The following is a 25,604-nucleotide window of genomic DNA, read 5'->3' on the forward strand; positions in this document are numbered from 1 at the left end:
GCTCAGCGGAGCCTAGAGGTAATCTTTTCAAATGGAAAGGTTTCGTCTGGTAAAGATCAGAGGCGCGTGACCACGGTGAGGTCCAGGCCGTCCGCCCTGGCCAGATAGCGTTCCGGCCGCGGCGGCCCGAGCGGCGCGGCCGCCCAGGCGTGCCGGGCGACGGGGTCGGCGCCCGCCAGAAGCCGCGCCGAGGCGGCCCTCCCATGCCGCACGCCCAGCATCCCCGCGGCGGCCAGGGCGGCCAGCAGGTGGACGCCGTCGTAGCAGCCCTCCGCGTAGACGTCGAGGACGGGCGCCACCTCGCCGAACGCCGAGCGGTACCGCTCGGCCAGCGCGATCTGCCGCTCGTCGCCCTGCCCCGCGAACGACCGCATCGCCGAGTACAGCTCCCCGGTGTCGTCGCCGCCGGAGGCGAGCAGGACGTTCTCCTCCAGGGCCCCCGACAGCCGGACGACCCGGGCCGACAGCCGCGAGGCGGCGAACACCCGGTTGAACACGACGAGGTCCCGGCCGACCAGGCTGAGCAGGATCGCCTCCGCGCCCGTGCGCGCCAGCGCGTCCACGATCTCCTCGAAGCGCGCCTCCGGGTCGTCGCCGGGCGCCCAGGGGAAGGGCACGAGCCGGTCGAGGACCACCTCGCCGCCGGCCGCCCGGACCAGCCGCGCTCCCGCCCGGTGCACCGAGCGCGGCCAGATGTAGTCGCTGCCCACCAGCGCCCACCGCCGCAGCCGCAGCCGCAGGCTCAGCCAGTCGAGGGCGGTGCCGAGCTGCCGCTCCGGCGAGTCGCCGAGCAGGACGACGCCCTCCCGCCGCGCCCCGCCCTCGTGCGGCGGCGTGAACACGTACGGCGCCCGCCCGGCGAGCGCCGCCTCCAGGCCCCGGTGCACGTCGCTCGTGTGGAAGCCGACGAACGCCTGGACGAGCCCGGCGTCGGCGAGGAACCGCGCCTCGCCCGCCACCGCTCCCGGCGAGCGTCCGGCGTCCACCGGCACCAGCTCGACGGCGCGTCCCGCCGCCCCGCCGGAGGCGTTGACCTCGGTCGCGGCCAGGCACGCGGCGCTCAGCCCGGACGGCCCGGTCAGCCCGAGCGGCCCCGACAGCGGCAGCAGCAGCCCGAGCCGCAGCACGGCGGGATCCGGGCCGGCGACCAGCACTTCCGTGCTGTCCCGCACCACCGAACGCATCACCGCCGAACCCTTCATGACCAGGTCATCTATGCTATCCGCTACGGGTGACCGGCAAGGGAGGCGACTTGGTGGCCGAGCAGCACGACGCGGTGGCGCGTACGGCGGCGAGCGATCTCGTCGACATCCTCACACGCACCCAGCGCAGTCTGGCCCGCGACCTGGGCGCCCGTCTAGAGCAGGAGGAGGGCGCGACGGTCGAGCAGTGGCGGGTGCTGCGCGCCCTCGCCGAGGCCGAGGACGTCTCGATGGGCGAGCTCGCGGTCATCGTCGAGATCCCGCACCCCACTCTGACCCGGCTCGTGGACGCCCTGGTCGACTCCGCCTGCCTCTACCGGTCCCACTCCAGCCGCGACCGCCGCCGGGTGTCGGTGCGCGTCTCCGACCTGGGCCGCGCCAAGCTGGAGCGGCTGGAGGCGCTGGCCCGCGCCCACGAGCAGGCCCTCGCCGAGCGGCACGGCCGCGACACGGTCCAGAACCTGTCGGCCCTCCTGTCCGACCTCTGGAAGGGCATCCGCTGACCCGGCGCCCGCCCGCGGGTGCGTGAAAGCTTTCATGACGCGGGTGACCGCGGACCGAGGCGCGTCTACGATGCGCATGGGAGCGCTCCCAATCCGGCCCTTCCCGCAACCGGAACGGAGAACGCGATGCGACACGACCGCGCACGCCGTGCCCTGACAGTCCTGCTGGCGGCCCTGCTCATGCCGGTGCTGGCGCCCGCCCTGTGGTCCGGCACGGCGTCGGCGCACGGATCGGTGATCGATCCGGCGTCCCGCAACTACGGCTGCTGGCTGCGCTGGGGCGGCGACTTCCAGAACCCCGCCATGCAGCAGAAGGACCCGATGTGCTGGCAGGCGTGGCAGGACAACCCCAACGCCATGTGGAACTGGAACGGGCTGTACCGCAACAACGTCGGCGGCGACCACCAGGCGGCGATCCCCGACGGGCAGCTGTGCAGCGGCGGCCGGACCGAGGGCGGGCGGTACCGGTCCATGGACGCCGTCGGCCCGTGGACGACCACGGACATCGGCACCACGTTCACGATCAACCTGTACGACCAGGCGAGCCACGGCGCCGACTACATCCGCGTCTACGTCACCCGCCAGGGGTACGACCCGCTGACCCGGCCGTTGCGGTGGAGCGACCTGGAGCTGGTCCGGGAGACCGGCCGGTACGCGCCGAGCAACAACTACGTGGTCGGCGATGTGAGCGCACCCGGCCGCAGCGGACGCCACGTCGTCTACACGATCTGGCAGGCGTCGCACATGGACCAGTCGTACTACATCTGCAGCGATGTGAACTTCGGCTGACCGCTCCCCGCCCGCCGGACGGACCGTGCCCCGTCCGGCGGGCGTGCCTACGCCCTTTTGGTGGCCGTTTGTCGGGGGTCGGCCGTAGGGTCGGGGCCATGTCGCGGCGGCGTTTCGATCAGGCCATGCAGCTCATGCGGACGAAGGAGCCGCGGGTCCGGGAGGACGCGTTCGACTTCCTGCGCGAGCACGCCGACGCCTACGTGGGCGAGCTGATCGAGGAGTTCGCGGCCGAGCGCGACGACCCCGGCCTGCGCTGCTGGCTGCTCGAACTGATCGCCGAGGCCCGGTCGCCGGAGGCCCTGGAGGTGTTCCGCGGCCAGCTCGAAAGCCAGGACGATTCACTGCGGTTCTGGGCGGTGCGCGGCCTGGAGATGCTCGACACCCGCGAGGCCGAGCAGGCGCTCGAAGAGGCGTACGCCAACGGCTGGGTCTTCTAGCGCCCCGACCCGGAACCGCCGGCGGCGCGGGAGCCGGTCGGCCCCCGCGCCCCCGCGTCACCCCAGGCGGGCCTCGATGGCCTCGATGATCCGCGGACGCATCTCCGCGGCGCCGATGACGGCGTCGACGGAGCCGACCTCGACCGCGCGCCGGATGTCGTGCACGCGGTCGAACTCCGCGGCCACCTCGCCGAGCTTCTCCGTGCGGACCGAGGCGCGCAGCTCGTCCAGCTCCGCGGTCAGCGTGGCGCGGGCGGGGCCCGTGGACGCCGCGACGCGGGTCTCCAGCTCCCGCACCCGCGGGTCGGCGGCGGTCCGGGCGTTGACGTCGGCGGCGAACACCGCCGCGGCGGCTGGCGCGCCGCCGAGCACCGACGCGAACGACCCCTCCAGCGCGAGCACGGTCATGTTCGGGTTCAGCGCCTTGGAGAACACCACGAACGCGCCGCCGTGGTACCGGGAGATCACGCAGAACACGATGGGCCCGCGGAAGTTGACGATCGCGCGGCCGATCTCGGCGCCGTACTCCAGCTGGAGCTGCCGCATCGACTCCGGCGAGCCGTCGAAGCCCGACAGGTTCGCCAGCACCACCAGCGGCCGGTTGCCGCTGGCCGCGTTGATCGCCCGGGCCGCCTTCTTGGACGACTTCGGGAACAGCGTGCCGGCGGTGTAGGCGTCCGGGCCGTCGGTGGGCGGGAAGCCGCGCCGCGGCACCGACTGCGACTCGATGCCGAGCAGGCACACCGGCATGCCGCCGAGGTGCACGTCCTGCACCACCGCGGTCTCCGCGTCGGCCATGCCCGCCCAGCGCTCCAGCACCGGGTGGTCCTGGTCGGACAGCGCCCGCATCACGGTCCGGATGTCGAACGGCTTCTTGCGGTCCGGGTTCGCCTCGGCGGAGAAGATCTCGCCGACGGTGGTGAAGTCGCTGCCCTCCAGGACGTGCGGGAAGGCGGAGACGTCGCGGTCGAAGGGGTCGCTCGTGCCGGCGCGGCGCGGTCCGGGCTCCCCGGGCGCGACGTAGGTGTGGTCGTAGTGCGACATCAGGACGTCCCGCGCGGCGATGAGGTTCGGCGCCCAGTACTGCGCCTGCCCGTTCGGGCCCATCACCCGGTCGTAGCCGCCGATGCCGAAGTTGTCCTCGGCCGACACGCCGCCGGAGAAGTCGAGCGCCTGCTTGCCGGTGAGCACCATCGCCGAGTCCGGCGTCATGACGAGCACGCCCTTGGTGTGCATGAGCATCGTCGCCTCGGCGTTCCAGTACGGCTGGGCGCCGACGTTGATGCCCGCGACGACGACGTTGATCTCGCCGCCGTCCTGGGTGAACTCGACGATCCGCTTGAGCGCCGCCGCCACCCAGTCCATGTTCTCCGTGCCCGACTCCATGGAGATCCGGGCGCCCGAGGACAGCGCGTACCACTCCAGCGGCACCCGCATCCGCTCGGCCAGGTCCAGCGCGGCGATCACTCGGCGGCACTCCGGTTCCGACAGCGCGCCGAGCGACTTCGTCGGGTCGCCGAGCAGCACGACCCGGGTGACGCCCTGCGGGTGCCGCCGGGTCCGCTTGGTGACCACGCCCGCGACGAGCGCCGCGGTGTTGCGCCCCTTCGGCCGGTCGACCGGCACGAGGACGTTGTCGTCGTCGAGGTCGTGCTCGACGAAGTCGCCGAGCAGGCCGGTCAGCTCGTACGGGTACACGGTGTTGCGGCTGCTCGCGCGGAGCACCTTCTGCCGGTAGCCGTCGAGCGGCTCGACCGGCTCGTCCGACGGGGCGCCGACGGTGAGCCGGGTGCCGCCGGTGGCGTCGAAGGAGATCCTGACGGCGACCTTCATCGGCTCGCCCGTCCGCGGGTCGCGCTGCCGCGCGATCAGCAGGACCTCCTCCAGCCCGGCGCCCGCGGCCGTCGGCAGCATGCGGTTGGCGATCCGCTGCAGTTCCGCGCGGGTGAGGTCGCTCACCGGCCAGACGTAGATCACGATGCGGTTGGTGGGGAACCGCTTCTTCGTCGGCCGCCGCGCCTGCGCCCGGCGGATCGAGTCCAGGCAGGTGGCGAGGGTGAACTCGGCCGTCGGCAGCGAGCGCAGCCTGCCGTCGCCGTCGCGCAGCGCCGTGAGGTCGCGCACCTGCGCGAACGCGACGAGCCGGTCGTCGGACGGGTTGTCGCGCGCCACGCACTGGAAGAGGTAGACCTCCTCGTCCGAGGACGGCAGCCGGGTGAGGTCGAACTTGTGCAGCCGCTCCATCTGCATGCGCTGCGCGATGAACGGGTGCAGGCCGCGGATCAGCCGCTCCTCCGCCATGCCCCCCACACCCCCCGGATCGCTCCGCTCCTCCGTGCCCCCTGTGGGGGGACGACCCCCCACACCCCCCGGATCGCTCCGCTCCTCCGTGCCCCCTGTGGGGGGACGACCCCCCACACCCCCCGGATCGCTCCGCTCCTCCGTCCCGCCGCCCTCGGCCGGGCGGAACGTGAAGTGGTGGTGCATCACGGCGCCGCTGCTGCCCGCGACGGTGGTGGTCAGCCGCCGTACCCGCGGCGGCAGCGGGTGCGCGTTGACGACCTCCTGGAGCGCGGCCGCCATCGCGTCGTGGTCCTCCGGCTGCCGCTCCCAGGACAGGTAGACGTCGGCGTCCACGTCGTCGCCGCCGTCCGCCAGCTCCGCGAGCCCGCGCAGCGCCGCGCCGAGGGAGTCGAAGCTCACCGCGGAGGAGGCCAGACACGAGCCGGCGCGCTCGGCGACCACGAACTCGCAGCCGCCGGCCTCCCTGGTGCGGACGCCGGTGAGGCCCTTGTTGCCGTAGTACCGCCGGGTGAGCACCTCCAGCATCACGGCGTTGTTCCGGTTGCCGCGCACGAGCCGCTGGCCGAGCACCCGCACCAGCGGTTCGGTGCTGCGCACCATCTCGGCGATGAGCTCGTCGCGCTCCGGCGCGTCCGGGTGCTCGTCCAGGTGCCGCAGGTTCCGGCGGACGCGGGCGTAGACCGCGGCGCGGTTGCGGCGCAGCAGCGGCTGGGCGAACCAGGCGAACACCACGCCGCACGCGAGGTCGTAGACCACCGGGAACCGGACCTGCGTCGCGGCGATCAGCCGCTCCAGCGCGAGGCCCGCGGACTCGCGCAGCGCGTCCTCCGGCGGGGGCTCGCCCAGCCACTCGCGGAGCAGCGCGGCGACCGCCGAGGCGTCGGCGGACGTGCGCTGCTGCGCGAGGAAGATCCGGAACACCGCCGCCTCGAGCTCGGGGGTGCGGTCGAGGTCGGTGACGCCGTAGTGGCCGAGCGCCTTGGCGAGCTTGGCCTGGAACGCCTCGGGCAGCCCGGCCCGCTCGACGTCGAGGCTCTGCAGGTAGGTGTGGAAGTACTCGCGGGCGCTGTGCACGTGGCCGCCGTCGGTGCCGTCCCCGCCCGCCGGCCGGTCGCGGCCCAGCTCGGCAAGGTCGGCGAACACGTCGAAGAGCGCGATCTCCTCGGCCACCGGCCGGTGGCCGTCCGCGGCGGCGGCCCGGCGCGCGGCGAGGTAGTCGTCCAGGGCGCGGCGCTCGTCGTGCGGGTCGACGTCGAAGCCGAGCAGCAGGCCGCGCAGGTCCTCCAGGCCGCGCCGGGTGCGGTCCCGCGCCGGGGCGGCCCCGGGCGCGGCGGGCAGGTCGAGCGGGGCGGCCCCCGCCGCCGCGGTGTCGGCGGCCTCGGCCTCGTCGGCGAGCGGCTCCAGCCGCAGCAGCGGCGCACCGGTCTCCACCTGGCTGCCGACGGAGACGACGCACTCCTTCAGCCGCGCCTTGAACGGCGCCCGCAGCACCGTCTCCATCTTCATGCTCTCCAGCACCAGCACCGGCGCGCCCGCCTCGACCTCGGCGCCGACCTCCAGCGGGGTGGCGACGACGAGCGCGGGCGCGGGCGAGCGGACGACGCCGCCCTCGTCCCGGCTGACCCGGTGCGCCACGCCGTCCACCTCGACGAAGTGGATCGGCCCGTGGGTGCCGGTGAGCAGGCGGTACCGGACGCCGTTGACGGTGATCTGGCCGAGGTGCCGGTCGAAGCGCTCGAGTTCGACGTCGGCGGTGCGGACGTCGGCGCCCGCCTCGACGGCGACGCGGAACCGGTCCGCGCCGGTGCGGGCCACGCGCACCCGGTAGCTCGCGCCGCGGAGCTTGAGGTCCAGCGGCCGGCCGCTCTCGTGCCGCGCTTGGGGGCGCCCTCCGGACGCCGTCGACAGCAGCCGCTGCCGCTCGGCGCCCTCCGCCTCCTCGTAGGCCTCGATGGCGGCGGCCGCGAGCGCGACGGCGGAGTGCCGGTGCGAGACGAGCCCGCCCTCGGCGCGGACGCGGTCGATCCAGCCGGTGTCCGCGCTCGCCTCGACCACCTCGGGCCGGTCGAGCAGGTCGAGCACGAAGCTCTTGTTCGTCGCGCCGCCCTCGATGATGACCGTGGTCTCGGTCATCGCGCGGCGCAGCCGGCCGAGCGCCTCGTCCCGGTCGCGGCCGTAGGCGATGATCTTGGCGATCATCGAGTCGAAGTCGGCGGGGATCGCGTCGCCCTCGCTGACGCCGGTGTCGACCCGGATGCCCGGCCCGGCGGGCAGGTCCAGGCGGGCGATGCGGCCCGGCGAGGGGGCGAAGTCGCGGTCGGGGTCCTCGGCGTTCAGCCGGGCCTCGATCGCGTGCCCGCGCTCCACCGGCGGCGCGCCTTCGAGCCGGCCGCCGGAGGCCACGTGCAGCTGCGCCTTGACCAGGTCGAACCCGGTGGTGGACTCGGTGATCGGGTGCTCGACCTGCAGGCGGGTGTTGACCTCCAGGAAGGCGAACATGCGGTCGCCGGGGTGGTAGAGGAACTCGACGGTCGCAGCGCCCCGGTACCCGACCGCGACGGCGAGCCGCTCGGCCGACGCCTTCAGCTCGGCGGTCTGCTCGGCGCCGAGCACCGGCGACGCCGACTCCTCGATGATCTTCTGGTTGCGGCGCTGCACCGAGCAGTCGCGCACGCCCAGCGCCCACGCCGTCCCGCCGTCGGCGATCACCTGCACCTCGACGTGCCGGGCGCCGGTGACCAGGCGCTCCAGGAACACGACGCCGCTGCCGAACGCCCGCGCCGCCTCCTGGCTGGTGCGCTCGTAGGCGTCCGCCAGCTCGGCCTCGCTCGTGATGACGCGGATGCCGCGCCCGCCGCCGCCCGCGGTCGCCTTCAGCATCAGCGGGTAGCCGATCTCCGCCGCCGCCGCGAGCGCGTCGTCCAGGGAGTCGACCGCGCCGCGGCTCCACGGCGCGACCGGCACGCCGACCTCCTCGGCGATCAGCTTCGCGCCGATCTTGTCGCCGAGCCGGCGCATGGCCTCCGGGCTCGGCCCGACGAAGGCGATGCCGATCCGCTCGCACAGCTCCGCGAACGCCGGGTCCTCGGCGACGAAGCCCCACCCGACCCACGCGGCGTCGGCGCCGGTCTCCACCAGCGCGCGCTCCAGGACCTCCAGGTCCAGGTACGGCCGGGCCGACGCGGGCCCGAGGTCGTAGGCCAGGTCCGCCTCCCGGACGAAGGTGGCCGTCCGGTCGACATCGGTGTACAGGGCGACGGTCTCGATCCGCGTCCCGCTCTCCGCGGCGATGTCCCGTACGGCGTGGATGAGGCGCATGGCGGCCTCACCCCGGTTCACGATGGCGACACGACTGAACACCCGACCGAGCCCTCCTGTTAGACGATTGCGGCGCCGGGACACGGCGCACCCGGACACTGTTCACCTTTCCGCCCAGAGGGCGGCGGCGCCATGCCGCCGACAACGCACGCTGCGCCGCTCCAGTTGTAGGAAACCTGCAAAAGCCGTCGCCTACGCTGCGCGGGCACCGAGCGGCGCACCGGCGCCGGAAGTGATCAGGATACGGATGCCCGCTCCGGTTCCCGGTGATGCCCGGAGCGGGCCGGACGGCCGCCGAAGCCGGACAGGACCGCCTCCAGCAGCGGCAGCGCGCGCCCAGCCCGCTTCGCACGGATGACCAGGTCCCAGGCGGGCTCGAACTTCTTCCAGCCCCCGGCGTAGGCGGCGTGCCTGGCCTTGCCGCGCAGGGTCGGCTTGGTCGCGGCGCCGCGCAGGATCGAGCCCCACCGGTAGAAGTCGCGGTAGGCGCGCCAGTAACCGTCCTCCAGTTGGCGGGCGGTCATCTTGGCGGGCTTGAAGACGACCGTACGGGTGTCGTACCGGTCCCAGTCGGAGTGCAGGAGCCGGTCGGCCTTGGCCATGCGGTCGTAGAGGCGAGTGCCCGGATAGGGGGTCAGGATGTGGAAGGTCGCGGTCTCGATGCCCTGGCCGACCGCCCACTCGACGGTGCGGTCGAACACCGCCGGGTCGTCCTCGTCCATCCCGAACACGAAGCTTCCGTTGACCATCACGCCGTTGTCGTGCAGGCGGCGGACCACCGCGCCGTAGTCGCGGTCGATGTTCTGCCATTTGCGCTGCTCGGTGAGGTTGCCGGCGTTGACGGTCTCGAAGCCGACGAACAGGCTCCGCAGCCCGGACTCGACAGCCTTCTCCAGGAGCCCGGGGTTCAGCACCGCCTTCACCGTCCCCGCCGCCTGCCAGAGCCGCCCCATCCCGCGCATGCCGTCGAACAGCGCGGACGCGAACCGGGCGTTGCCGAACAGGTGATCGTCGAGGAAGTACAGGTGCCGCCCCGGCAGCCGGTCGATCTCGGCGAGCGCCGCGTCGACGGTCTGGGTGTAGAACGACTTGCCGCCCTCGAAGAACGCCTCCTTGTAGCAGAAGTCGCACACGTGCGGGCAGCCGCGCGACACCACGATCGAGTTCGGGACCAGGTAGCGCTCGCGGGCGATGAGGTCGCGGCGGACCGGCGGAAGCCCGGCGAGCGTCCGCTCGGCGGAGTCGTAGCGGACCGCCGGGCGCCCGGCGCGCAGGTCGGCGAGGAAGCGGGGCCAGGTGTCCTCGCCCGGCCCGCAGAAGATCGTGTCGGCGTGCCGGGCCGCCTCGTCCGGGAGCGAGGTGACGTGCAGCCCGCCCAGGCAGACGTGCGCGCCCCGGGCGCGGTAGAGGTCGGCCAGCTCGTAGGCGCGCCGCGCCGAGGTGATGTAGACCTGGATCACCACGAGGTCGGGCTCGTCGGAGGTGTCGACCTGCTGGACGTGCTCGTCGGTCAGCGTCACCTCGTCGTCCGGGTCGAGGTAGGCGGCGAGCGTGGCCAGCCCGAGCGGCGGGAACAGCGAGTACTTGATCGGGCGGAAGAACGGCGACGTCGCCTCGGTCAGGGCCGGGAGGATCATCTTCACGCGCATGCCTCATTGGACGCCGCCCCGCCGCGCCGGTGGCGTCCGCCGTGTGCGGATCGTGTGGAGATCCCGTGCCCCCGGCCGTGCTCAGTCCCCGTGCCCCGGGCGTGCTCAGTTCGCGGTGCGGAGGTCGGGGAGCGGGCGCAGGCCGGGCGCCAGGGCGAGGGTGACGGCCACCGAGGCGGCGGCCATGATCGCCATCGCGGCCGCGGGGGACGTCGCCTGGGCCGCGCCGCCCGCCAGGGCCGCGCCCACCCCCTGCATCGTGAGCATCCCGGACGAGTGCAGGCCCAGGGCGTGCCCGTGCATGGCGACCGGTGTGAGCGCCATGAGGCGTTCCTGCAGCAGCAGCGTCGCGGCGTAGCCGACGGAGGCCGAAAGGACGGCGGCCGCGGCGAGGGGGAGCGGCGGGTCGACGGCGAACAGCAGGTAGGGGACCGCCAGCAGGAGCCGCAGGACCGGGCCGAGACGCGCGCGCAGGTGCGGCGGGACGAACCGGCCCGTCACGGTGTCGCCCGCCAGCATGCCCACGGCGGCCATGGCGAGCAGGAGCCCCGCGTGGTGCGGGGAGTAGGAGACGAAGAGGGCCTCGCAGCCGACGATCAGACCGTTCGGCACCCACATCGCGAGGTAGGTGGCGCGGCGCGGCGCCGAGGACAGCAGCCGCACGTTGGTGCGCCAGGTCTGCGCCGGGCTCGGGCGTCCGGCCGCCCGGGGCGGGCGGCGGCTCAGCCCGGCGACCGCCACGACGGCGGTGAGCAGGTAGAGCGCGGCGCCGGTGAGCAGGGTCCCCCGGGGCGAGAGCGCGACGACGAGGACGCCGCCGATGGCGAAGCCGCAGATCTGCATCGTCCCCACCGACATGTTCAGCACGGAGCGGCCGAGGAGGTAGCCCTCCTCGGGCAGGATCTCGCTCAGCAGGCCGTAGCGGACGCCGCTGCCGAGCGACGCGACCAGGCCGAGGCCCAGCACGATGGCGAACACCGCCGCCAGCGGGAGGCCGGGGACCGCCAGCACGGCCGTCCCCGTGCCGAAGAGCAGGGCGATGGAGGCGAGCGTCGCCCGCGGCGGCAGGCGGTCGGCGGCCGAGAGCAGGGTGAGCGCGCCCGCCATCTGGGCGAACGAGCCGCCGAACATGCTCAGCGCCGACAGCAGCGGCGACCGGGTCGAGTCGTACACCAGCGTGCCGAGCGCCAGGCCGCTGACCGTCTGGGCGGACGCCTGCACGGTGAAGGACGCGAAGAGGGGCGTGTACTCCGGAGTGCGGAAGAGGTCCCGATACGTGCGCATGATCGAAAGGGTCGGGCGCACCGCCGGGTCGCCGGTAATGTTTCGCACGGAGGCGAAACGTGGGCTGGTGGCTGGTCGACGCGGACACGCTCGCGAGCGGGCGGTTCGTGGTGTCGGCCCTCGCGGAGACCACCGCCTGCCTGAAGCTCCTGGAGAAGGGCGCCGCCGCGCACCCCGGGGAGCGGGCCTGGCTCGACGTCCACCTGCCCGCCTACCGGCGCACTCTCCGGCGCGACCCCGTCACCGCCGCGCTGCTGCACGCGGCCCTCGGCACCAGGACGAAGTGGAACGCCGACTTCCTGACGCCGCCGCACCCGGGCGCGGGCTCGCCGGCGTTCCACGAGGAGCTCGCCGCCGTCCGCCGGACCCCGCCCGAGCGGGCGCACGCCGACCTGGAGGTCTCGCTCGGGGGCCCGCTGCCCGCCGAGCTGCGGCGCCCCGACGTGCCCGAGCGGCTCGCCGGCCTGCTGGAGCGGGTGTGGACGCACGCCGTCGAGCCGGACTGGGAGCGCCGCCGCCGCGTCATCGAGGCCGACGCCGTCGCCCGCGCCGGGCAGCTGAGCCGCGGCGGATGGGCCGCCGCCCTGGACGACATGCGCTCGGGGATGCGCTGGCTCGGCGCCGGCCGCCTGCAGATCAACGTCCGCGACTACCCGCCGCGCGACATCTCCGGCTCCCGGCTCCTCTTCGTCCCGGTCACGCCGCGAACGGGCTGGGTGGCCTGGGAGGAGGCCGACCCCGCCCGCTACGCGATCGTCCACCCCTGCTCTGCGCCGCTCGCGGACGCGGCCGGCGCCGCCGTCCCCGAGGCGCTCGAACGCCTCCTCGGCGCGGGGCGCGCCCGCGTGCTCGTCCTGCTCGCCACGCCGCTGAGCACCACGCAGCTCGTGGCGCTCACCGGGCAGGGGCTCGGATCGGTCGGCCGCCACCTCCGGGTGCTGTCCGACGCCCGCCTGATCGACCGCCGCCGCGCCGGACGCTCCGTCCTCTACTACCGGACGGCCACCGGCGCCGCCCTCGTGGACGGCGTTCAGGCCCCGGACGCCCCCGCCGGGCCGACCTCCGGGTGAGCCGTCCGGGCCCCCTCCTCGCCGAGCCGGGGGAGCCGCCGGCCGAGCCCGCCGGGCAGCCACCAGTTCCAGTCGCCGAACAGCCTCATCAGGGCCGGGACGAGCACCAGCCGCACCAGGGTCGCGTCCAGCGCGATCGCGGTCGCCAGCGAGAGCCCGAACTCCTTCAGCTCCAGGATCCCGGCGGTCAGGAAGCCGCCGAACACCGCCACCATGATCGCCGCCGCGGCCGCGATCGGGCGGGCCGTGTGCTCGACCCCGGCGGCGACGGCGGTCGCGTTGTCGTGGCCGTCCTCCCACGCCTCCTTCATGCGGCGGATGAGGAAGACCTCGTAGTCCATCGAGAGGCCGAACAGCAGCACGAACACGGTGATCGGCAGGTACACCTGGACGAACCCGGTGCTGTGGAAGCCGAGCAGGCCCTCGCCGTGGCCGTGCTGGAAGACCCAGACGGTGAGGCCGACCGAGGCGGCGGTGACGAGCAGGTTCATGGCCACGGCCTTGACCGGCAGCGCGACGCTCCGGAACACCACGAGCAGGAACAGCAGCGACAGGCCGAGCACGAGCGCCATCACGTAGGGGAGCTTTCCGGTGGTCTCCTCGGACAGGTCGACGAAGGTCGCGGTGGCGCCCCCCACCAGCACCTGCTGGTCAGGGGCGGCCTCGGGCGCGATGCCGCTCCGGATGTCCTTCACCAGCCGGGTGGCGGCGGACGAGTCGATGGGCACCCGGGGGACGGCGTTGATCAGCACCCGTCCGGAACCGGGCAAGGACTCCACGTCGGCCACGCGCCGGTCCTGCCGTACGAGGGCCGCCACCCGCGCGGCCTGGCGCTGCCCGGCGGCGTCCAGCGCCGCGCCGTCCGGACCGGTGACCACGACCTGCACCGGCGACACCGCCCCGGCGGTGAAGGAGCGTTCGAGGACGGTCTGCGCCTTGGCGGTCGGCCGGCCCTCCAGGGACGCGGTGCCGAGGTCGATCCCGTACTTGACGCCCGGCACCGGGAGCGCGCAGACGACCAGGACGGCGGCGGCCGCCAGGCCGAACACGACCGGCCGGCGCATCACCAGCCGGGCCCACCGCGCCCACGGGCCGTGCTCGGCGCCCGCGCCGGACCGGGTGTCGGCCGGGCGCCACCGCTCGGGCAGCGACCAGGCGTCGACCCGCGGCCCGAGGACGGCGAGGACGGCGGGCAGCAGCGTCAGCGCGGCGGCGAGGGTGCACACCACCGAGATCAGCACGCCGGTGGAGATCTCCCGGAAGACCGGGGCCTCCATGACGAACAGCGAGCACACCGAGATCGCGACGACGACGCCGGAGAACAGCACGGTCCGCCCGGAGGTCGCGACGGCCGTCCCGGCGGCCTCCGCGACGGCCTCCGGCCGGCGCGGCCCGCCCCGCGTCACCCCGCGGCGGGCCAGCTCCTCCCTGAACCGGCTGACGATGAACATGGCGTAGTCGATGCCGATGCCCGTCCCGATCATCGTGACGATCGTCAGCAGGAAGGAGTCGAAGGAGAACCCGAACGTGAGCAGGTAGACGACGCCGAACGTGAGGACCAGCCCGGCCATGGACAGCACCAGCGGCAGCACCGCGGCCGCCACCGCCCCGAACGCCAGCACCATCACCGCGAGCGCGATCGGCATGCCGATCGCCTCGCCGCGCTCGGCGTCGGCCGTCCCCACCACCGTCTGGTCGTTGGTGATCGGCGAGTAGCCGGTCAGGTAGGCCGCCACCCCGTCACCGGGGGCCGCCCTGTCGAGTGCGTCCTGGAGGTCGGCCGCCCTGGCGGGCCGCTCGCGGCCGTCGCCCTTGAGTCCGACGACGGCGATCGCGGCGCGCCCGTCGGGAGCCACCTGCCCTCTCGCCTGCGGGTCGAACGGGCCGATGACGGTGACCACGCCCTCCTCCCCGCGGGCCGCGCCGACCACCTTCTGGACGGCGGCCTTGCGCGCCGGGTCGTCGATCCGGCCGCGCGCGGCGTCGAAGACGATGACGTCCTGCTCGTCCCCCTGGCCGGCGAAGTACCGCTGGACGAGCCGGGAGGCCTCGGTGGACGGTGCGCCGTCCACCCCGTAGTCGGGTGACTTGAGCTGCTTGGTCAGGAGGGGGAAGCTCGCCCCGCAGGCGATCAGCACCACGATCCAAGTGGTGATCACCAGCCGGCGGTGCTCGGCCATGAGGGCGCCCCAGCGACGTCGTCCCATCATCGGTTCTCCTTCGTGGATAACCCGGCCCTCGGACCGAGAAGGAAACGGGCTTTTGCAGAGCAGGTCGGGGAAGCCGGGGCGTTTCGGCGTCCGTCGGGTCGGCTCGTGCCGAGGCTGCTAGAACGTGGGATATGGCGCGGCAGGTCAGGCGGGCGTTCAAGTACCGCTTCTATCCCACGGGCGAGCAGGCGGCTGAGCTGTCGCGCACGTTCGGCTGCGTGCGACTGGTGTACAACAGGGCGCTGGAGGAACGCACCCGGGCCTGGCGCGACGAGCGGCGCCGCATGTCCTACGCTCAGTCGTCCGCCTTGCTGACGCAGTGGAAGAAGACTCCGGAACTGGCCTTCCTCACCGAGGTGTCGTGCGTCCCGCTCCAGCAGGCGCTGCGGCATCTTCAGACGGCGTTCGCCAACTTCTTCGCCAAGCGGACCAGGTATCCGCGGTTCAAGTCGCGCAAGCGGTCGCGCGCGTCGGCCGAGTACACCCGCAGCGCCTTCACCTGGCGCGACGGGCACCTCACGCTCGCGAAGATGGCCGAGCCGCTGGACATCCGCTGGTCGCGCCCACTGCCCCAGGGCGCGAAACCGAGCACGGTGACGGTGTCGCGCGACAGAGCGGGCCGCTGGTTCGTCTCGATGCTGTGCCAGGACACCATTACGGCGGCCCCGGCCACGGAGCACGCGGTCGGGATCGATGCCGGGATCACCTCGTTGGTGGTTCTGTCGTCCGGGGAGAAGATCGCCAATCCCAGGCACGAGCGGCGCGATCGCGCCCGGCTGGCCAAGGCGCAGCGGGACCTGTCGCGCAAGGCCCCGGGTTCGGTGAACCGGGACAAGGCGCGCCGCAAGGTGGCCCGCGTGCATGCGCGGATCGCCGACCGGCGCCGCGATTTCCTGCACAAGCTGTCGACCCGTCTCGTCCGTGAGAACCAAACGGTCGTGATCGAGGACCTCACCGTCGGTAACCTGCTGAAGAATCGCGGGCTCGCTCGCGCCATCTCTGATGCGGCGTGGCGGGAGCTGCGCACGATGCTGGAGTACAAGTGCGCCTGGTACGGCCGCGACCTGGTGGTGGTCGACCGCTGGTTCCCCTCCTCCAAGCTGTGCGGAACCTGCGGAACCGTCCGCGCCTACCTGCCGCTGGACGTCCGCGAATGGACGTGCCAGTGCGGCGCGGTGCATGACCGCGACGTCAACGCCGCGCGCAACATACTGGCCGCCGGGCTGGCGGCGACCGCCTGTGGAGACGGTGTAAGACCTCAACGGGACACCTCCCGGACGGGGCACTCGTCGGCGAAGCAGGAAACCCAGCGGGCGACCGCTGGACTTGCCTGCCTCTAGGCGGGAGAGGAAGTCAATCGCCTCTCAGGAGGGTTCGCACGGCCTCGACCGCGCCTGCCAGATCGAGCTCGGGGTCCATGACCAGGTGCAGCAGCAGCCCGTCCAGCAGCGCGGCGACCACCGTCGCCGTGCCGGACGCGGGCGCGCTCGCGGTGACGCCGCCGCGCTCCTGGTCGCGCCGGACCAGCTCGGTGAGCGCGGCCCGGAACTCCCGCGTCGCCGCGGCGATGGGCTCGCGCAGGGCCGGATCGCGCGAGGACTGGCGCGCGGTCTCCAGCAGCAGTCCCACGGACGGGTCCTCGAGACCGCCGCCCGCGAACCACGCGAGCGTGCCCTCGAACATCTCCTGGACGCTGCTCGCCGTCGCGAGCGCCTCCACCGGCTCGGCGAGCGCCTGGAGCGTCGCCGTGACGGCGGCCTGCCGGAGCACGTCGTCCTTGCCCTGGAAGTGGTAGCTGATCACGCCGTGCGGCACCCCGGCCCGAGCCGCGATCGCCCGCATGGTGACCCGCCCCCACCCCAGTTCGGCGATCAGGGCGGCGGTCGCCTCCAGGATCGCCGCCCGGGTGGCGGCGCCTTGCTCGGCACTGGTCGGCCGAACGCCTCGTCCATTCGCTTTGGCCACTTGGCCAAGGTACGCCCGACCGTTGCACAATGCAATAGACGGGCAATGAAAGCGCGCGGGCCCGCCCGCGCTCACCGGGCGGGCTCCTCGAAGCGTCCTCGCGCTTGCCCAGGGCTCCCTGGGCGTGGCATCCAGTGCCGACGACCTGCCGGGCGGGATCCAGTCCGCGGCGCCGGGGGTCGTCAGGAGGTCACTGGGCGGGTTCTTGGTCCTGGCTCTCGGCGGACCCGGCGGACTGAGCCGACCCGGCCGACTCGCCGGTGAGATGCTGGAAGGTCCCCGTGAGGTGCAGGAGCCGGTCGAGCTGCGGAGGACGGCCGCTCAGCACGAGGCCGACGCCCGCGGCGGCCGTCCGGCGGCGGACCATCAGCAGGGCCGCCAGGCCGGCCGAGTCGCACATGCCCATCCCGCCGCAGGCCAGCTCCAGGTCGCGGACGTCCGGGTGGTCCTCCATCTGCCTGCGGACGGTCGCCACCAGCGTGTCGGCGGTGTAGAAGTCCAGGTCACCCTCAATCTCGATCCGCAGCGCCCGCGGCCCGGGGAGGGTCGCGACGACACGCAGCGGAGTATCGGGAACAAAGGCGGTCATGCGGTCCTTTCTTCGGCGGAACCGCCCGGCGCGTCCGTTGCGGCGTCGGCGGCGTCCGGCACCGGCTGCCGGAGCGACTCACAGGCGCTGGAGAGCATGCCCGTGGCCCGGGGGTAGTCGACGAGTTGCTCCGCCAGGAGCTCCAGCCCTGGCAGGAGGCTCTTCGCCGGCACGCCCCTTGCGGTGAGGATGCCCGCCGTCCACTCGATGAACCCGGTGAACAGGCCGGGGTCGTCCACGTAGAGGGCGGTGGCGAGGAAGTCGACGATGTGGGCGATGTCCTCGGCGGTGTGGCGGAGTTGCTCGTCGGTGTAGTCCGCCATCGCCGGGAAGCGGGCCGGGAGTTCGGCCATCACGTGCCGCACCAGCTTGCGCGAGGTCCGGCTGACCTGCGTGTACTCCTGGTCGGCCAGGTGCGGCAGGTCGTCGATGACCTGGTGCAGGGGCGGCGGCTTGGGCAGCGGCCCCTCCGCGAGCCGGTCGGCGGCGGCGCGGGCGTCGGGGGCCCAGCCGTCGGCGCCGAGCAGGGAGGCGTACCGGCCGTCGATCCCGTACGCGGCGCCGCCCACGAGGACGGGCGTACCGGTCGCCTGGCAGGCGGTGATGGCCGCGTGCGCGGCCGGCAGCCGGGTGGCGATCGAGGACGACAGCGCCACCACCGCCGGGTTCGCCCGGTGCACGTGGGAGATCAGGTGCGGGGTCGGGACCTGGGCGCCGAGGTAGTCGACCTGCCAGCCGCGCAGCCGCAGCACCTCGGCCAGGATCCGCGCGGGCAGGGCGTGCCACTCCCCGTCGATGCACGCGACCGCGACCCGGCCGCGCGGTTCGGCGCGGTGCCGCGCCATGGCCTCGCGGACGGCCGGGTGGTGCGCCAGCGCCGCGATCGTCCGCTCGTTGATCGCGGTCGCGGTGTGCTCCTGCGCGACCGTGAGCCGGTTCGCCGCCCACTCCCGGCCCACCCGGGCCTGGAGCGGGGCGATGACGTCCAGCAGGACGGTCTCGGCGTCCATCCCGTGGTCGAGCGCGGCGGTCACCGCGTCGGCGGCCGCGTACTCGTCGCCGGCGAGGACGGCGTCCCAGAGCGCGTCCGTCCAGCCGTCGAGCTCCGGGGGCGGCCCGTGGTGCTCTGCGGGCCTCGTCACGCGGTGAACCTCCCTGGTCCCTGCCCCCCTACGGCGCTGAGGTGGAAGCGCCGGGGAGCGGTGATGGCGACCACGGCCATGTCGTCGTGCTTGCCCGTGCCCACCCATTCGGCGGCGAGCATGTGCACCCGTTCGACGAGCGCTTCCGGAGGCATTCCCCCGCAGCGGGCGAGTTCACCGCTCAGCCGCTCGTCGCCGAACATCTCGTCGCCCAGCGGGCCGCCGAAGGCTTCGGTGATGCCGTCGGTGTAGAGCAGGCAGGTGTCGCCCGGCTCCAGCAGCACGGTCGCGGTCGTGGAGGAGATCTTGTCCAGCACGCCGATCAGCGACCCGCCCGTGTCGGGGGCCTCGACCTCGCCGCCGGCCCGCACGATCAGCGGGCGGGAATGGCCGGCGCTGGTCAGCCGCAGCCGCACGAGGTTGCCCTCGCGCCGGATCGACGCCAGCACGAGGGTGACGAATCGGGTGGACTCGCTGTTCAGCAGCGTCCCGTTCAGCAGTTCCAGCACGCGCTTGTGGTCGCCGGCCAGCGGAAGCAGGGCCTGCAGCGTGTTGCGGATCTTGCCGGTGAGCACGGCGGCCTCCAGGCCCTTGCCGCACACGTCCCCCAGCACGACCAGCGATTCCTGCTCGGCGCCGGAGCCGTCGGCGGCCGCCGGGTGCAGGTCGTAGAAGTCGCCTCCGACGCGCTCGCCGGCGCCCGCCGGCCGGTAGCGGGCCGCGAGCTCCACCTCCTCCAGCTCCCTGGTGCGCGGCGGCAGCAGGTCGCGCATCAGCGTGTCGGTGATGGACGCCTGCTCGGCGTACACGCGGGCGGCCGACATGGCCGCGCCGGCCCGTGCCGCGAACAGGCGCGCGATCGTCTCCTCGCCCTCGGAGAACGCGCGCCGCCCGCCCCGGCGGAGCAGCACCAGCGCCCCGGCGGGCATGCCCTGCCCCGGCAGCGCGGTGACCACCATCGCGCCGAGGTCGCCCAGGTCCGTGCGGACGATCCAGGAGGGTGCGGCGGTCGGGTCGAGCCAGCGCGACGGCACCGGCGGGAAGCCCTGCATCGCCTCCGCGAGCCCCGGCACCTCCGCGGGGTCGACGAGGAGCTGCTGGTGGTCCACCGCGCCGTCCGGGCCGCAGTAGGAGACGGGGTAGGCGCGCCCGGGACCGGGCGCGATCACCAGTGCGGCGTCGGCGAGGTACCGCGCCGCCAGCTGGACGGTCACCTCCATGCACCGTTCCAAGTTCAGCGACGCCAGCAACTGGCTGGACGCCTCCGCCAGGAAGGCCGTCCGCTCCCGCTCGTCGGCGAGTTCGCGTTCCAGCCGCCGGTGCGCGGTGACGTCGAACAGCCACCAGACCGTCCCCGGCGCGATGCCGGGCTGCGTGTCGGGGGCGCCCGTGCCCTCGTCGGGCACGCCGTGGGCCTCGAAGACGCGGTCGCCGATGGGGCCGTCGGCGAGGGGACCGGGCCGCGAGGCGCCGGTCTGCGGCAGATCGTCCTCTGCCACTTCGGAGAGGGGGGTCTCGGTCAGGGAGTGGTGGGCCTCGGCCAGCCAGGCGGGCGCCGCGTCGTCCAGCCGTGCGCCCGGCAGCATGCCGAGCAGCAGGCGCGCCGCGTCGTTGAGCCGCATGACGGTGCCGGACGGGTCCACCGCGAGCGCGGGGTAGGGGCCGGGCCCCAGCGCCGGGTCGAGAACGCGCTGAGTGCCGTCTATGCCTTGGGTCAGTTCCATCACGTCGCAGCCTGCGGCGGGACCACTTCCTTCCTGCACTGAGCCGCTGAACGAGGATCGTGTCCTCGCCACCACCCTAACCACAACAAGACAGTTGCCGGAAGGCAAAGATTCGTGCGGGTTCCCCTTGCGGGCCTGGACAAGGCCGGTAAGCGCCGAGGTCAGCGGGTGTGGTCGGGGCCTCAGGAATGCCGTCCGCGTTCCGGGGTAGCCTCGCCTCAACAGGAGGTGGAATCAGGTGATGGACGCGGTACAAGACGGAAATCACACGTCGCTACGACGATGGCACGATCCTCACGACAGGCTCCGGATCGGCATCGAGGACCGCGATACCTGCCTTCTCGTCCGGGTGGAAGGTGAAATCGATTACCTTACGGCCGACGGCTTCCGGGAGCATGTTCTTTCTCACTGTTCCGCCACCTGGAGAATCGTCCTGGATCTGCAGGATGTGAAGTTCTGCGACTCCTCCGGGCTGGGTGCCCTGGTGGGCGTCTGGAAGGCCGTCACGGCCCAGCGCGGCCGGTTGGTCCTCAGCCGCCCGAGCCCGGTGTGCCACCGGATCCTCCAACGCACGGGCCTCGACGCGCACATGCTCATCAGCCCCACCCTCCGGCACGCGTTCGCGAACGTCGCCGGCGACCAGGCCAATGCGCAGCCTGCGCCATTGGTCCCCAACGCGCGCCAGGACGCCTCCTGAAAGCATCGGCCCGGCACGCACTCCGAGGCCCGGCCCATAGTTCGGAATGACGCGATCCGTCGCCCCGCACGGGCCTTGACGACTCCAGACTCCCTTCTGGCCCGATGGCCAGGCCATATCTCGACCGAGACACATCATTCTTGCGAAGAGCGCCCCATGCCCGGTCCCGGCGAACGGTGACGGCGTGAATCGCGGCCGCGGCGGCCGAATGCGCGGCCCGGTGGCGGCAGCGCACCGGCGGGCCCGGGGCGGCGCCCGGTGCGGCCGGGCCCCTTCGGATGGCGGGGCCCGGCCATGACGCGGGTCACTTCGGCGGCATCAGGACGCTGTCGATGATGTAGACGGTCGCGTTGGCGGTCTGGACGTTGCCGCAGACGACCTTCGCGTCCTCCCCGACGGTGAAGGACTCGCCTGAGCCGCTGCTCTTGAGCATGGCGCCGTTCAGCGTCTTGAAGTCGCCCGCCGCGAGCCCGCTCGGTGCGACCTGCCGGCCGACGACGTGGTACGTGAGGATGCCCGTCAGCGTCTTCTTGTCCGACAGGACCTTGTCGAGCGTCTCCTTCGGGATCTTCTTGAACGCGTCGTTGGTGGGCGCGAACACGGTGATGTTCTTCGACGAGTTGAGCGTGTCCACGAGGCCGGCCTTCTGCACGGCGCTGACCAGCGTGGACAGCACAGGGTTGTTGGAGGCGGCGGTCGCGACGGGGTCGGCGGCCATGCCCTGGAAGCTGCCCTTGCCGGACGCCGGGACGGCCGAGCAGGCGGGCCCGAACGGCCCCTCGGCGGCCGGCGCGCCGCTCATCGAGGTCTCCGGCGCGGACGACGCGGCCGGGGCCGCGGCGGCGTCGCCGTCGTCGTCGCCGGAGCAGGCCGTCGCGCCGATGGCGAGGGCGGCGGCCGCGAGGACGCCGGCGGCGATGCGGTTGCGGTGCATGGTGAACTCCTTTGTCGGAACTTTCGGTGGACCGGATGCGGTCCTGTGCAGGACGACGTGGGTCGCGGGCAGGGGAGGGGACGGGTCAGGTCACGGTGACCACCACCGAGTGCCATCCCGTGGCGCCGTCCGGGAACGGCGGGGCGCGGTGTCCGGGCTGAGTGCGGCCGGTCCCGTCGGTGGCGCGGCAGCGGAGCGTGTGGGAGCCCGGCTCGGCCTCCCACTCGGCGATCCACTGCCGCCACGTATCCAGGCCGGGGACGGGGGCGAGGAGCGCCTCCCGCCAGGGCCCGTCGTCGACCTGCCATTCGACGGCGTCGACACCCCGGTGCTGGGCCCACGCGGTGCCCGCGACGGCGACCCGTCCCGCGCGCACACCGGCGAGCGGCTTCGGCACGTCGATGCGGGAGAACGTCTTGACCGGCGCGTCCTCGGCGTAGCCGCGCTCCGTCCAGTACGCGCGGTCGGCCGCGAAGCGCGTGATCTTGAGGTCGACGACCCACTTGGTGGCGGAGACGTAGCCGTACAGGCCGGGGACGACCATGCGGGCGGGAAAGCCATGGGCGATCGGCAGCGGCTCGCCGTTCATGCCGACGGCGATCATCGCGTCCCGGCCGTCGAGGACCGTCTCGATCGGGGTGGACAGCGTCATGCCGTCGGCCGAGCGGGAGAGGATCTGGTCGGCTCCGGAGCGGACACCGGCCCGGCGCAGCAGCGGCGCCAGCGGCGCGCCCAGCCAGCGGGCGTTGCCCGCGAGGTCCCCGCCGACCTGGTTGGACACGCACGACAGGGTGATGTCGCGTTCGATCAGCGCCTCGCGCAGCAGATCGTCGAACGACATCTCGACAGGGCGGGCGACCATGCCGTGGACGCGCAGCGTCCAGTCGCGCGGGTCGACCTGGGGCAGGGTGAGCGCGGTGTCGACGCGGTAGAACTCCCGGGCCGGCGTTCGGAACGGCGCCATCCCCGCCACCCGGACCCGCGCTCCCTGAGGCACCGGACGGGCCGGGCTCGCCGGTGGCGGCAGCCGCAGCTCCGCGCGGACGGAGGAGACGTCGCCGCGGCGCAGCAGCGCCCGCCCACCGGCACCGCCGGCCGCGGCGACGCCGATCACTCCGGCCCCGGTCAGCAGCACGCGCCGCCGATCCACCTCCGTCCCCGGGCCGGCGTTCTCGGGGCGGGCGGCGCGCACCAGCGCGGTCAGCGCGGCCATTCCCGCCAGAGCCCCGACGGCGGACGGCACCGCGTCGGCGGGCCCGGCGACCGGTCGGGTCAGCGCCGCGACGGCCCCGGCCGTCCCGAACGCGCCGAGCCCGGCCAGGCCCCAGGCGAGCCGGCGTCGGCCCAGCAGCCCGACGACCAGGGCGGCCACGGTGACCCCGGCCCCGAGGCCGGCCAGCAGTACCGTCTTGTCGGCGCTGCCGAACCGGCGGATCGCGAAGTCCTTGAGCCATCCCGGGGTGAGGTCGATGAAGCCCGCGCCGACCGCGAGCAGCGGCGAGGACGACGCCCGTCCGAGCGCACCGGCCGCCAGCTCCGCGATCCCCAACGCCGCCGCGGCGGAGGCCAGGCCGCTCAGCGCGCCGGCGATCCACCGCAGGGGCCCGGTCGCTCGTTCGTCTGTCACAACCGGTGTTCGGGGCGGGACGGCAGGTGGATGGGTCGAATCTTCGTCGGAATCCGAACCCATCCATCCGGCCGTCCGCGCCGAATCAACAGTGTGGAGATGAGCGAACCGGGCATCGGGCCGCGCCCGGCGGGGACGGTCGGCGCGGAGCCGCCGGACCTGGCCGAGCTGCTCGGCCGCGTCGCCCGCGGCGACCAGGAAGCCTTCGGGGACGTGTACGACCGACTGTCCGGGCCCGTCTACGGGCTGGCGCTGCGGGTCGTCCGCGATCCCGCGCAGGCCGAGGAGATCGCCCAGGACGTCCTGGTCGAGCTGTGGCGCAAGGCCTCGCACTACCGCCCGGAACGCGGCAGCGCGACGTCATGGGCGCTGACCGTGGCCCACCGTCGGGCCGTCGACCGGGTCCGCTCCAGCCAGGCCGACCGGGACCGCGAGGAGCGCACCGCCGCGCCGGCGCCCGAGTACGACGAGGTCGCCGAGGAGGTCGGCGTCCGGCTGGAGCACCAGCAGGTGCGCCGCTGCATGCGGGGCCTGACCGAGACCCAGCGCGAATCGATCACGCTCGCCTACTACGGCGGCTACACCTACCGCGAGGTCTCCGAACTGCTCGGTGTCGGTCTCGCGGCCGTCAAGACCCGGATGCGCGACGGCCTGATCCGGTTGCGTGACTGCCTGGGAGTCCAGCCATGACCCGCGACCCGCATGACCACGACACGCACCGCCTCGCCGGCGCCTACGCGCTGGACGCGCTCTCCGGCACCGAGCGGCGCCGGTTCGAGCGCCACCTGCCCGGCTGCGCGGCCTGCGCCGACGAGGCCGCCGGATTCCGCGAGACCGCGACCCGGCTGGCGCTGGCCGCCGCGCGGCGCCCGCCGGACGAGCTGCGCGGACGGGTCATGGCGGAGATCGCCCGGACCCGGCAGTCGCCCCCGCCGCTCGCCCGCCGCCTGCCGTCCCCCCGCGCGGGCGGGCTGATCTGGCTGGCCGCCGCGGCGTGCCTGGTGCTGACGCTGGTCGGCGCCGGCGCGGCATGGCGCATCCAGCGCTCCGCCGAATCCGAGCAGTCCCTGAACCGGCAGGTCGCCGCGGTGATGAGCGCGCCGGACGCGCACACCTCCACCGTCCGGACGCCGGACGCCGCCACCGTCACGGTCGTCTCGTCGCGCTCGCTCGGCAAGGCCGTCGTCACCACGGACCGGATGCCGCCCCTGCCGTCGGCCAAGACGTACCAGATGTGGTGGCTCGGCCGGGCCGCACCGCGCTCGGCCGGGACGATGAACCCGTCGGAATCGGATCGCCCGGTCGTCGCCTCGGGTCTCGGCGACGCCCGGCGCATCGGCGTGACGATCGAACCGGCCGGCGGCTCCCCCCGGCCGAGCGGCGCCCCGATCCTGACCCTCGGCGTCGGCTGAGGGCGTGAGACCGGCCCGCCGCCGGACGAGACGCTCTCCGGCGGCGGGTCCCCCCTTTCCGGACAAGCCCGTCCGGGTGCGCGCCGCGCGTGCTAACTTGGCCATGTGACCAACTTGGCCGATCGACCAAACTCGCCGCGGGGCGACCGCCGGCGGCGGCAGCTGGTGGACGCCGGGGTCGCGCTGCTGGGCGACGAGGGGTGGCCGGGCGTCTCCACGCGCGCGGTGGCCGAGCGCGCCGGTACCAACCCCGGACTGATCCACTACCACTTCGGCGGGCTGGCCGGACTGCACGAGGCGGTCTTCCGCCAGGCCACGGACCTGATCGTCGGGCCGATGGCGGCCGAGCTGCTGGCGGCGCCGGACGAGCGCGCCGCGCTGGAGACGATGCGGAGCCTGCTGGCCCGAGCCCCGAGCGATGGGCCGGGGACCCGGCTGGCCGCCGAACTGATCGTGGGAGCGATGCGCGACCCCGCCCTGGGCGCCGTGCTGCGCGACGAACTCCGCCAGGCCCGTGTGCTGATCGCGGACCGCCTCCGGCTGCTGCACCCGGACTGGCCGCGGGCACGGCTCGTCGGCGCGGCCACTCTGATCACCGGGGCGATCGACGGGGTGATGCTGCACCGCATGATCGACGGTGACCTCCCGGTCGCCGACGCCCTGTCCGCCGCCGAAGACCTGCTGGAAGGCCGGGAATGAGGGGTCCGCGGACCCGCCGCCCCGCGCCGCCGACCCCGTCTGGACC

Annotated in this window: 20 protein-coding genes; 9 read left to right on the forward strand and 11 right to left on the reverse strand. The window is 73.8% G+C overall.

Features of this window, described 5'->3' with window-relative positions; all coding sequences use genetic code 11:
* Positions 1-56 precede the first annotated feature (56 nt).
* Positions 57-1,202 carry an ABC transporter substrate-binding protein gene (locus ABWI07_RS04060; protein WP_353817651.1) on the reverse strand — a complete coding sequence of 382 codons (1,146 nt, stop codon included), beginning with the start codon at positions 1,200-1,202 and terminating at the stop codon, positions 57-59.
* A 29-nt stretch (positions 1,203-1,231) separates the two neighbouring features.
* Here ABWI07_RS04060 and ABWI07_RS04065 point away from each other — a divergent pair, with 29 nt between their 5' ends.
* The 3 genes from ABWI07_RS04065 to ABWI07_RS04075 all read left to right on the forward strand — a co-directional run bounded on the left by ABWI07_RS04065 (position 1,232) and on the right by ABWI07_RS04075 (position 2,934).
* On the forward strand, positions 1,232-1,705 hold the full coding sequence (locus ABWI07_RS04065; protein WP_353817652.1) for a MarR family transcriptional regulator: 474 nt from the start codon (positions 1,232-1,234) through the stop codon (positions 1,703-1,705).
* 126 nt (positions 1,706-1,831) lie between these two features.
* Positions 1,832-2,494, forward strand: coding sequence for a lytic polysaccharide monooxygenase auxiliary activity family 9 protein (locus tag ABWI07_RS04070; protein ID WP_149261841.1), 663 nt, complete (start codon positions 1,832-1,834; stop codon positions 2,492-2,494).
* A 98-nt stretch (positions 2,495-2,592) separates the two neighbouring features.
* Positions 2,593-2,934, forward strand: coding sequence for a HEAT repeat domain-containing protein (locus ABWI07_RS04075; RefSeq protein ID WP_200842145.1), 342 nt, complete (start codon positions 2,593-2,595; stop codon positions 2,932-2,934).
* A 57-nt stretch (positions 2,935-2,991) separates the two neighbouring features.
* On the opposite strand, the gene ABWI07_RS04080 is transcribed toward ABWI07_RS04075, so the two are convergent.
* The 3 genes from ABWI07_RS04080 to ABWI07_RS04090 form a co-directional block, all read right to left on the reverse strand.
* On the reverse strand, positions 2,992-8,598 hold the full coding sequence (locus ABWI07_RS04080) for an ATP-binding protein (RefSeq protein ID WP_353817653.1): 5,607 nt from the start codon (positions 8,596-8,598) through the stop codon (positions 2,992-2,994).
* A 194-nt stretch (positions 8,599-8,792) separates the two neighbouring features.
* Positions 8,793-10,205, reverse strand: a complete 1,413-nt coding sequence (locus ABWI07_RS04085; protein WP_353817654.1) for a B12-binding domain-containing radical SAM protein — start codon at positions 10,203-10,205, stop codon at positions 8,793-8,795.
* Between the two features lie 105 nt (positions 10,206-10,310).
* The gene (locus ABWI07_RS04090; RefSeq protein ID WP_149261838.1) at positions 10,311-11,489 is read right to left on the reverse strand and encodes an MFS transporter; all 1,179 of its coding nucleotides are present in this window, start codon (positions 11,487-11,489) and stop codon (positions 10,311-10,313) included.
* 59 nt (positions 11,490-11,548) lie between these two features.
* Between ABWI07_RS04090 and ABWI07_RS04095 the strand changes: the two genes are divergently transcribed.
* Complete coding sequence (locus tag ABWI07_RS04095) at positions 11,549-12,559, forward strand: helix-turn-helix domain-containing protein (protein ID WP_353817655.1); 1,011 nt, start codon at positions 11,549-11,551, stop codon at positions 12,557-12,559.
* Here ABWI07_RS04095 and ABWI07_RS04100 read toward each other — a convergent pair.
* A complete protein-coding gene (locus tag ABWI07_RS04100; RefSeq protein WP_353817656.1) occupies positions 12,520-14,769 on the reverse strand; it encodes an MMPL family transporter in 2,250 nt (749 codons plus the stop codon). The genes ABWI07_RS04095 and ABWI07_RS04100 overlap by 40 nt on opposite strands.
* 131 nt (positions 14,770-14,900) lie before the next feature.
* Here ABWI07_RS04100 and ABWI07_RS04105 point away from each other — a divergent pair, with 131 nt between their 5' ends.
* Positions 14,901-16,109, forward strand: a complete 1,209-nt coding sequence (locus ABWI07_RS04105; RefSeq protein WP_353817657.1) for an RNA-guided endonuclease InsQ/TnpB family protein — start codon at positions 14,901-14,903, stop codon at positions 16,107-16,109.
* 13 nt (positions 16,110-16,122) lie between these two features.
* Here the strand turns inward: ABWI07_RS04105 and ABWI07_RS04110 are convergent, their stop codons facing one another.
* The 4 genes from ABWI07_RS04110 to ABWI07_RS04125 form a co-directional block, all read right to left on the reverse strand.
* Entirely contained in the window at positions 16,123-16,734 is a 612-nt protein-coding gene (locus ABWI07_RS04110) for a TetR/AcrR family transcriptional regulator (protein ID WP_353817658.1), read from the reverse strand.
* A gap of 190 nt (positions 16,735-16,924) precedes the next feature.
* Positions 16,925-17,323, reverse strand: coding sequence for an STAS domain-containing protein (locus ABWI07_RS04115; protein ID WP_149261835.1), 399 nt, complete (start codon positions 17,321-17,323; stop codon positions 16,925-16,927).
* Positions 17,320-18,465, reverse strand: a complete 1,146-nt coding sequence (locus ABWI07_RS04120) for a cobalamin B12-binding domain-containing protein (protein ID WP_353817659.1) — start codon at positions 18,463-18,465, stop codon at positions 17,320-17,322. The genes ABWI07_RS04115 and ABWI07_RS04120 overlap by 4 nt, the downstream gene beginning before the upstream one ends.
* Positions 18,462-20,189, reverse strand: a complete 1,728-nt coding sequence (locus ABWI07_RS04125; protein WP_149261833.1) for a PP2C family protein-serine/threonine phosphatase — start codon at positions 20,187-20,189, stop codon at positions 18,462-18,464. Before ABWI07_RS04125 ends, ABWI07_RS04120 begins: the two co-directional genes overlap by 4 nt.
* A gap of 241 nt (positions 20,190-20,430) precedes the next feature.
* Between ABWI07_RS04125 and ABWI07_RS04130 the strand changes: the two genes are divergently transcribed.
* On the forward strand, positions 20,431-20,886 hold the full coding sequence (locus ABWI07_RS04130; RefSeq protein WP_149261832.1) for an STAS domain-containing protein: 456 nt from the start codon (positions 20,431-20,433) through the stop codon (positions 20,884-20,886).
* 304 nt (positions 20,887-21,190) lie between these two features.
* Here ABWI07_RS04130 and ABWI07_RS04135 read toward each other — a convergent pair whose 3' ends face one another.
* Together ABWI07_RS04135 and ABWI07_RS04140 are read right to left on the reverse strand one after the other, a co-directional pair.
* Positions 21,191-21,820 carry a fasciclin domain-containing protein gene (locus ABWI07_RS04135; protein ID WP_149261831.1) on the reverse strand — a complete coding sequence of 210 codons (630 nt, stop codon included), beginning with the start codon at positions 21,818-21,820 and terminating at the stop codon, positions 21,191-21,193.
* An 85-nt stretch (positions 21,821-21,905) separates the two neighbouring features.
* Positions 21,906-23,447 (reverse strand): molybdopterin-dependent oxidoreductase, encoded by a 1,542-nt coding sequence (locus ABWI07_RS04140; protein ID WP_353817660.1) that lies wholly within the window; start codon positions 23,445-23,447, stop codon positions 21,906-21,908.
* A 99-nt stretch (positions 23,448-23,546) separates the two neighbouring features.
* On the opposite strand from ABWI07_RS04140, the gene ABWI07_RS04145 reads away from it, so the two are divergent.
* The 3 genes from ABWI07_RS04145 (at position 23,547) to ABWI07_RS04155 (ending at position 25,558) form a co-directional block, all read left to right on the forward strand.
* Positions 23,547-24,137, forward strand: a complete 591-nt coding sequence (locus tag ABWI07_RS04145) for a sigma-70 family RNA polymerase sigma factor (RefSeq protein ID WP_149261829.1) — start codon at positions 23,547-23,549, stop codon at positions 24,135-24,137.
* Positions 24,134-24,859 carry an anti-sigma factor gene (locus ABWI07_RS04150; protein ID WP_353817661.1) on the forward strand — a complete coding sequence of 242 codons (726 nt, stop codon included), beginning with the start codon at positions 24,134-24,136 and terminating at the stop codon, positions 24,857-24,859. Before ABWI07_RS04145 ends, ABWI07_RS04150 begins: the two co-directional genes overlap by 4 nt.
* Positions 24,860-24,973: 114 nt before the next feature.
* Positions 24,974-25,558, forward strand: a complete 585-nt coding sequence (locus ABWI07_RS04155; protein ID WP_353817662.1) for a TetR/AcrR family transcriptional regulator — start codon at positions 24,974-24,976, stop codon at positions 25,556-25,558.
* Positions 25,559-25,604 lie beyond the last annotated feature (46 nt).

Source organism: Actinomadura sp. NPDC000600 (genome assembly GCF_040492135.1).
In the GTDB taxonomy this organism is placed as follows: domain Bacteria; phylum Actinomycetota; class Actinomycetes; order Streptosporangiales; family Streptosporangiaceae; genus Spirillospora.

Coding starts and splice junctions, on each gene's coding strand:
- ABWI07_RS04060 (WP_353817651.1), bottom strand. CDS start 1,202: ATGAAGGGTTCGGCGGTGATGCGTTCGGTGGTGCGGGACAGCACGGAA.
- ABWI07_RS04070 (WP_149261841.1), top strand. CDS start 1,832: ATGCGACACGACCGCGCACGCCGTGCCCTGACAGTCCTGCTGGCGGCC.
- ABWI07_RS04075 (WP_200842145.1), top strand. CDS start 2,593: ATGTCGCGGCGGCGTTTCGATCAGGCCATGCAGCTCATGCGGACGAAG.
- ABWI07_RS04085 (WP_353817654.1), bottom strand. CDS start 10,205: ATGCGCGTGAAGATGATCCTCCCGGCCCTGACCGAGGCGACGTCGCCG.
- ABWI07_RS04090 (WP_149261838.1), bottom strand. CDS start 11,489: ATGCGCACGTATCGGGACCTCTTCCGCACTCCGGAGTACACGCCCCTC.
- ABWI07_RS04100 (WP_353817656.1), bottom strand. CDS start 14,769: ATGATGGGACGACGTCGCTGGGGCGCCCTCATGGCCGAGCACCGCCGG.
- ABWI07_RS04105 (WP_353817657.1), top strand. CDS start 14,901: ATGGCGCGGCAGGTCAGGCGGGCGTTCAAGTACCGCTTCTATCCCACG.
- ABWI07_RS04115 (WP_149261835.1), bottom strand. CDS start 17,323: ATGACCGCCTTTGTTCCCGATACTCCGCTGCGTGTCGTCGCGACCCTC.
- ABWI07_RS04125 (WP_149261833.1), bottom strand. CDS start 20,189: ATGGAACTGACCCAAGGCATAGACGGCACTCAGCGCGTTCTCGACCCG.
- ABWI07_RS04130 (WP_149261832.1), top strand. CDS start 20,431: ATGGACGCGGTACAAGACGGAAATCACACGTCGCTACGACGATGGCAC.
- ABWI07_RS04135 (WP_149261831.1), bottom strand. CDS start 21,820: ATGCACCGCAACCGCATCGCCGCCGGCGTCCTCGCGGCCGCCGCCCTC.
- ABWI07_RS04145 (WP_149261829.1), top strand. CDS start 23,547: ATGAGCGAACCGGGCATCGGGCCGCGCCCGGCGGGGACGGTCGGCGCG.
- ABWI07_RS04150 (WP_353817661.1), top strand. CDS start 24,134: ATGACCCGCGACCCGCATGACCACGACACGCACCGCCTCGCCGGCGCC.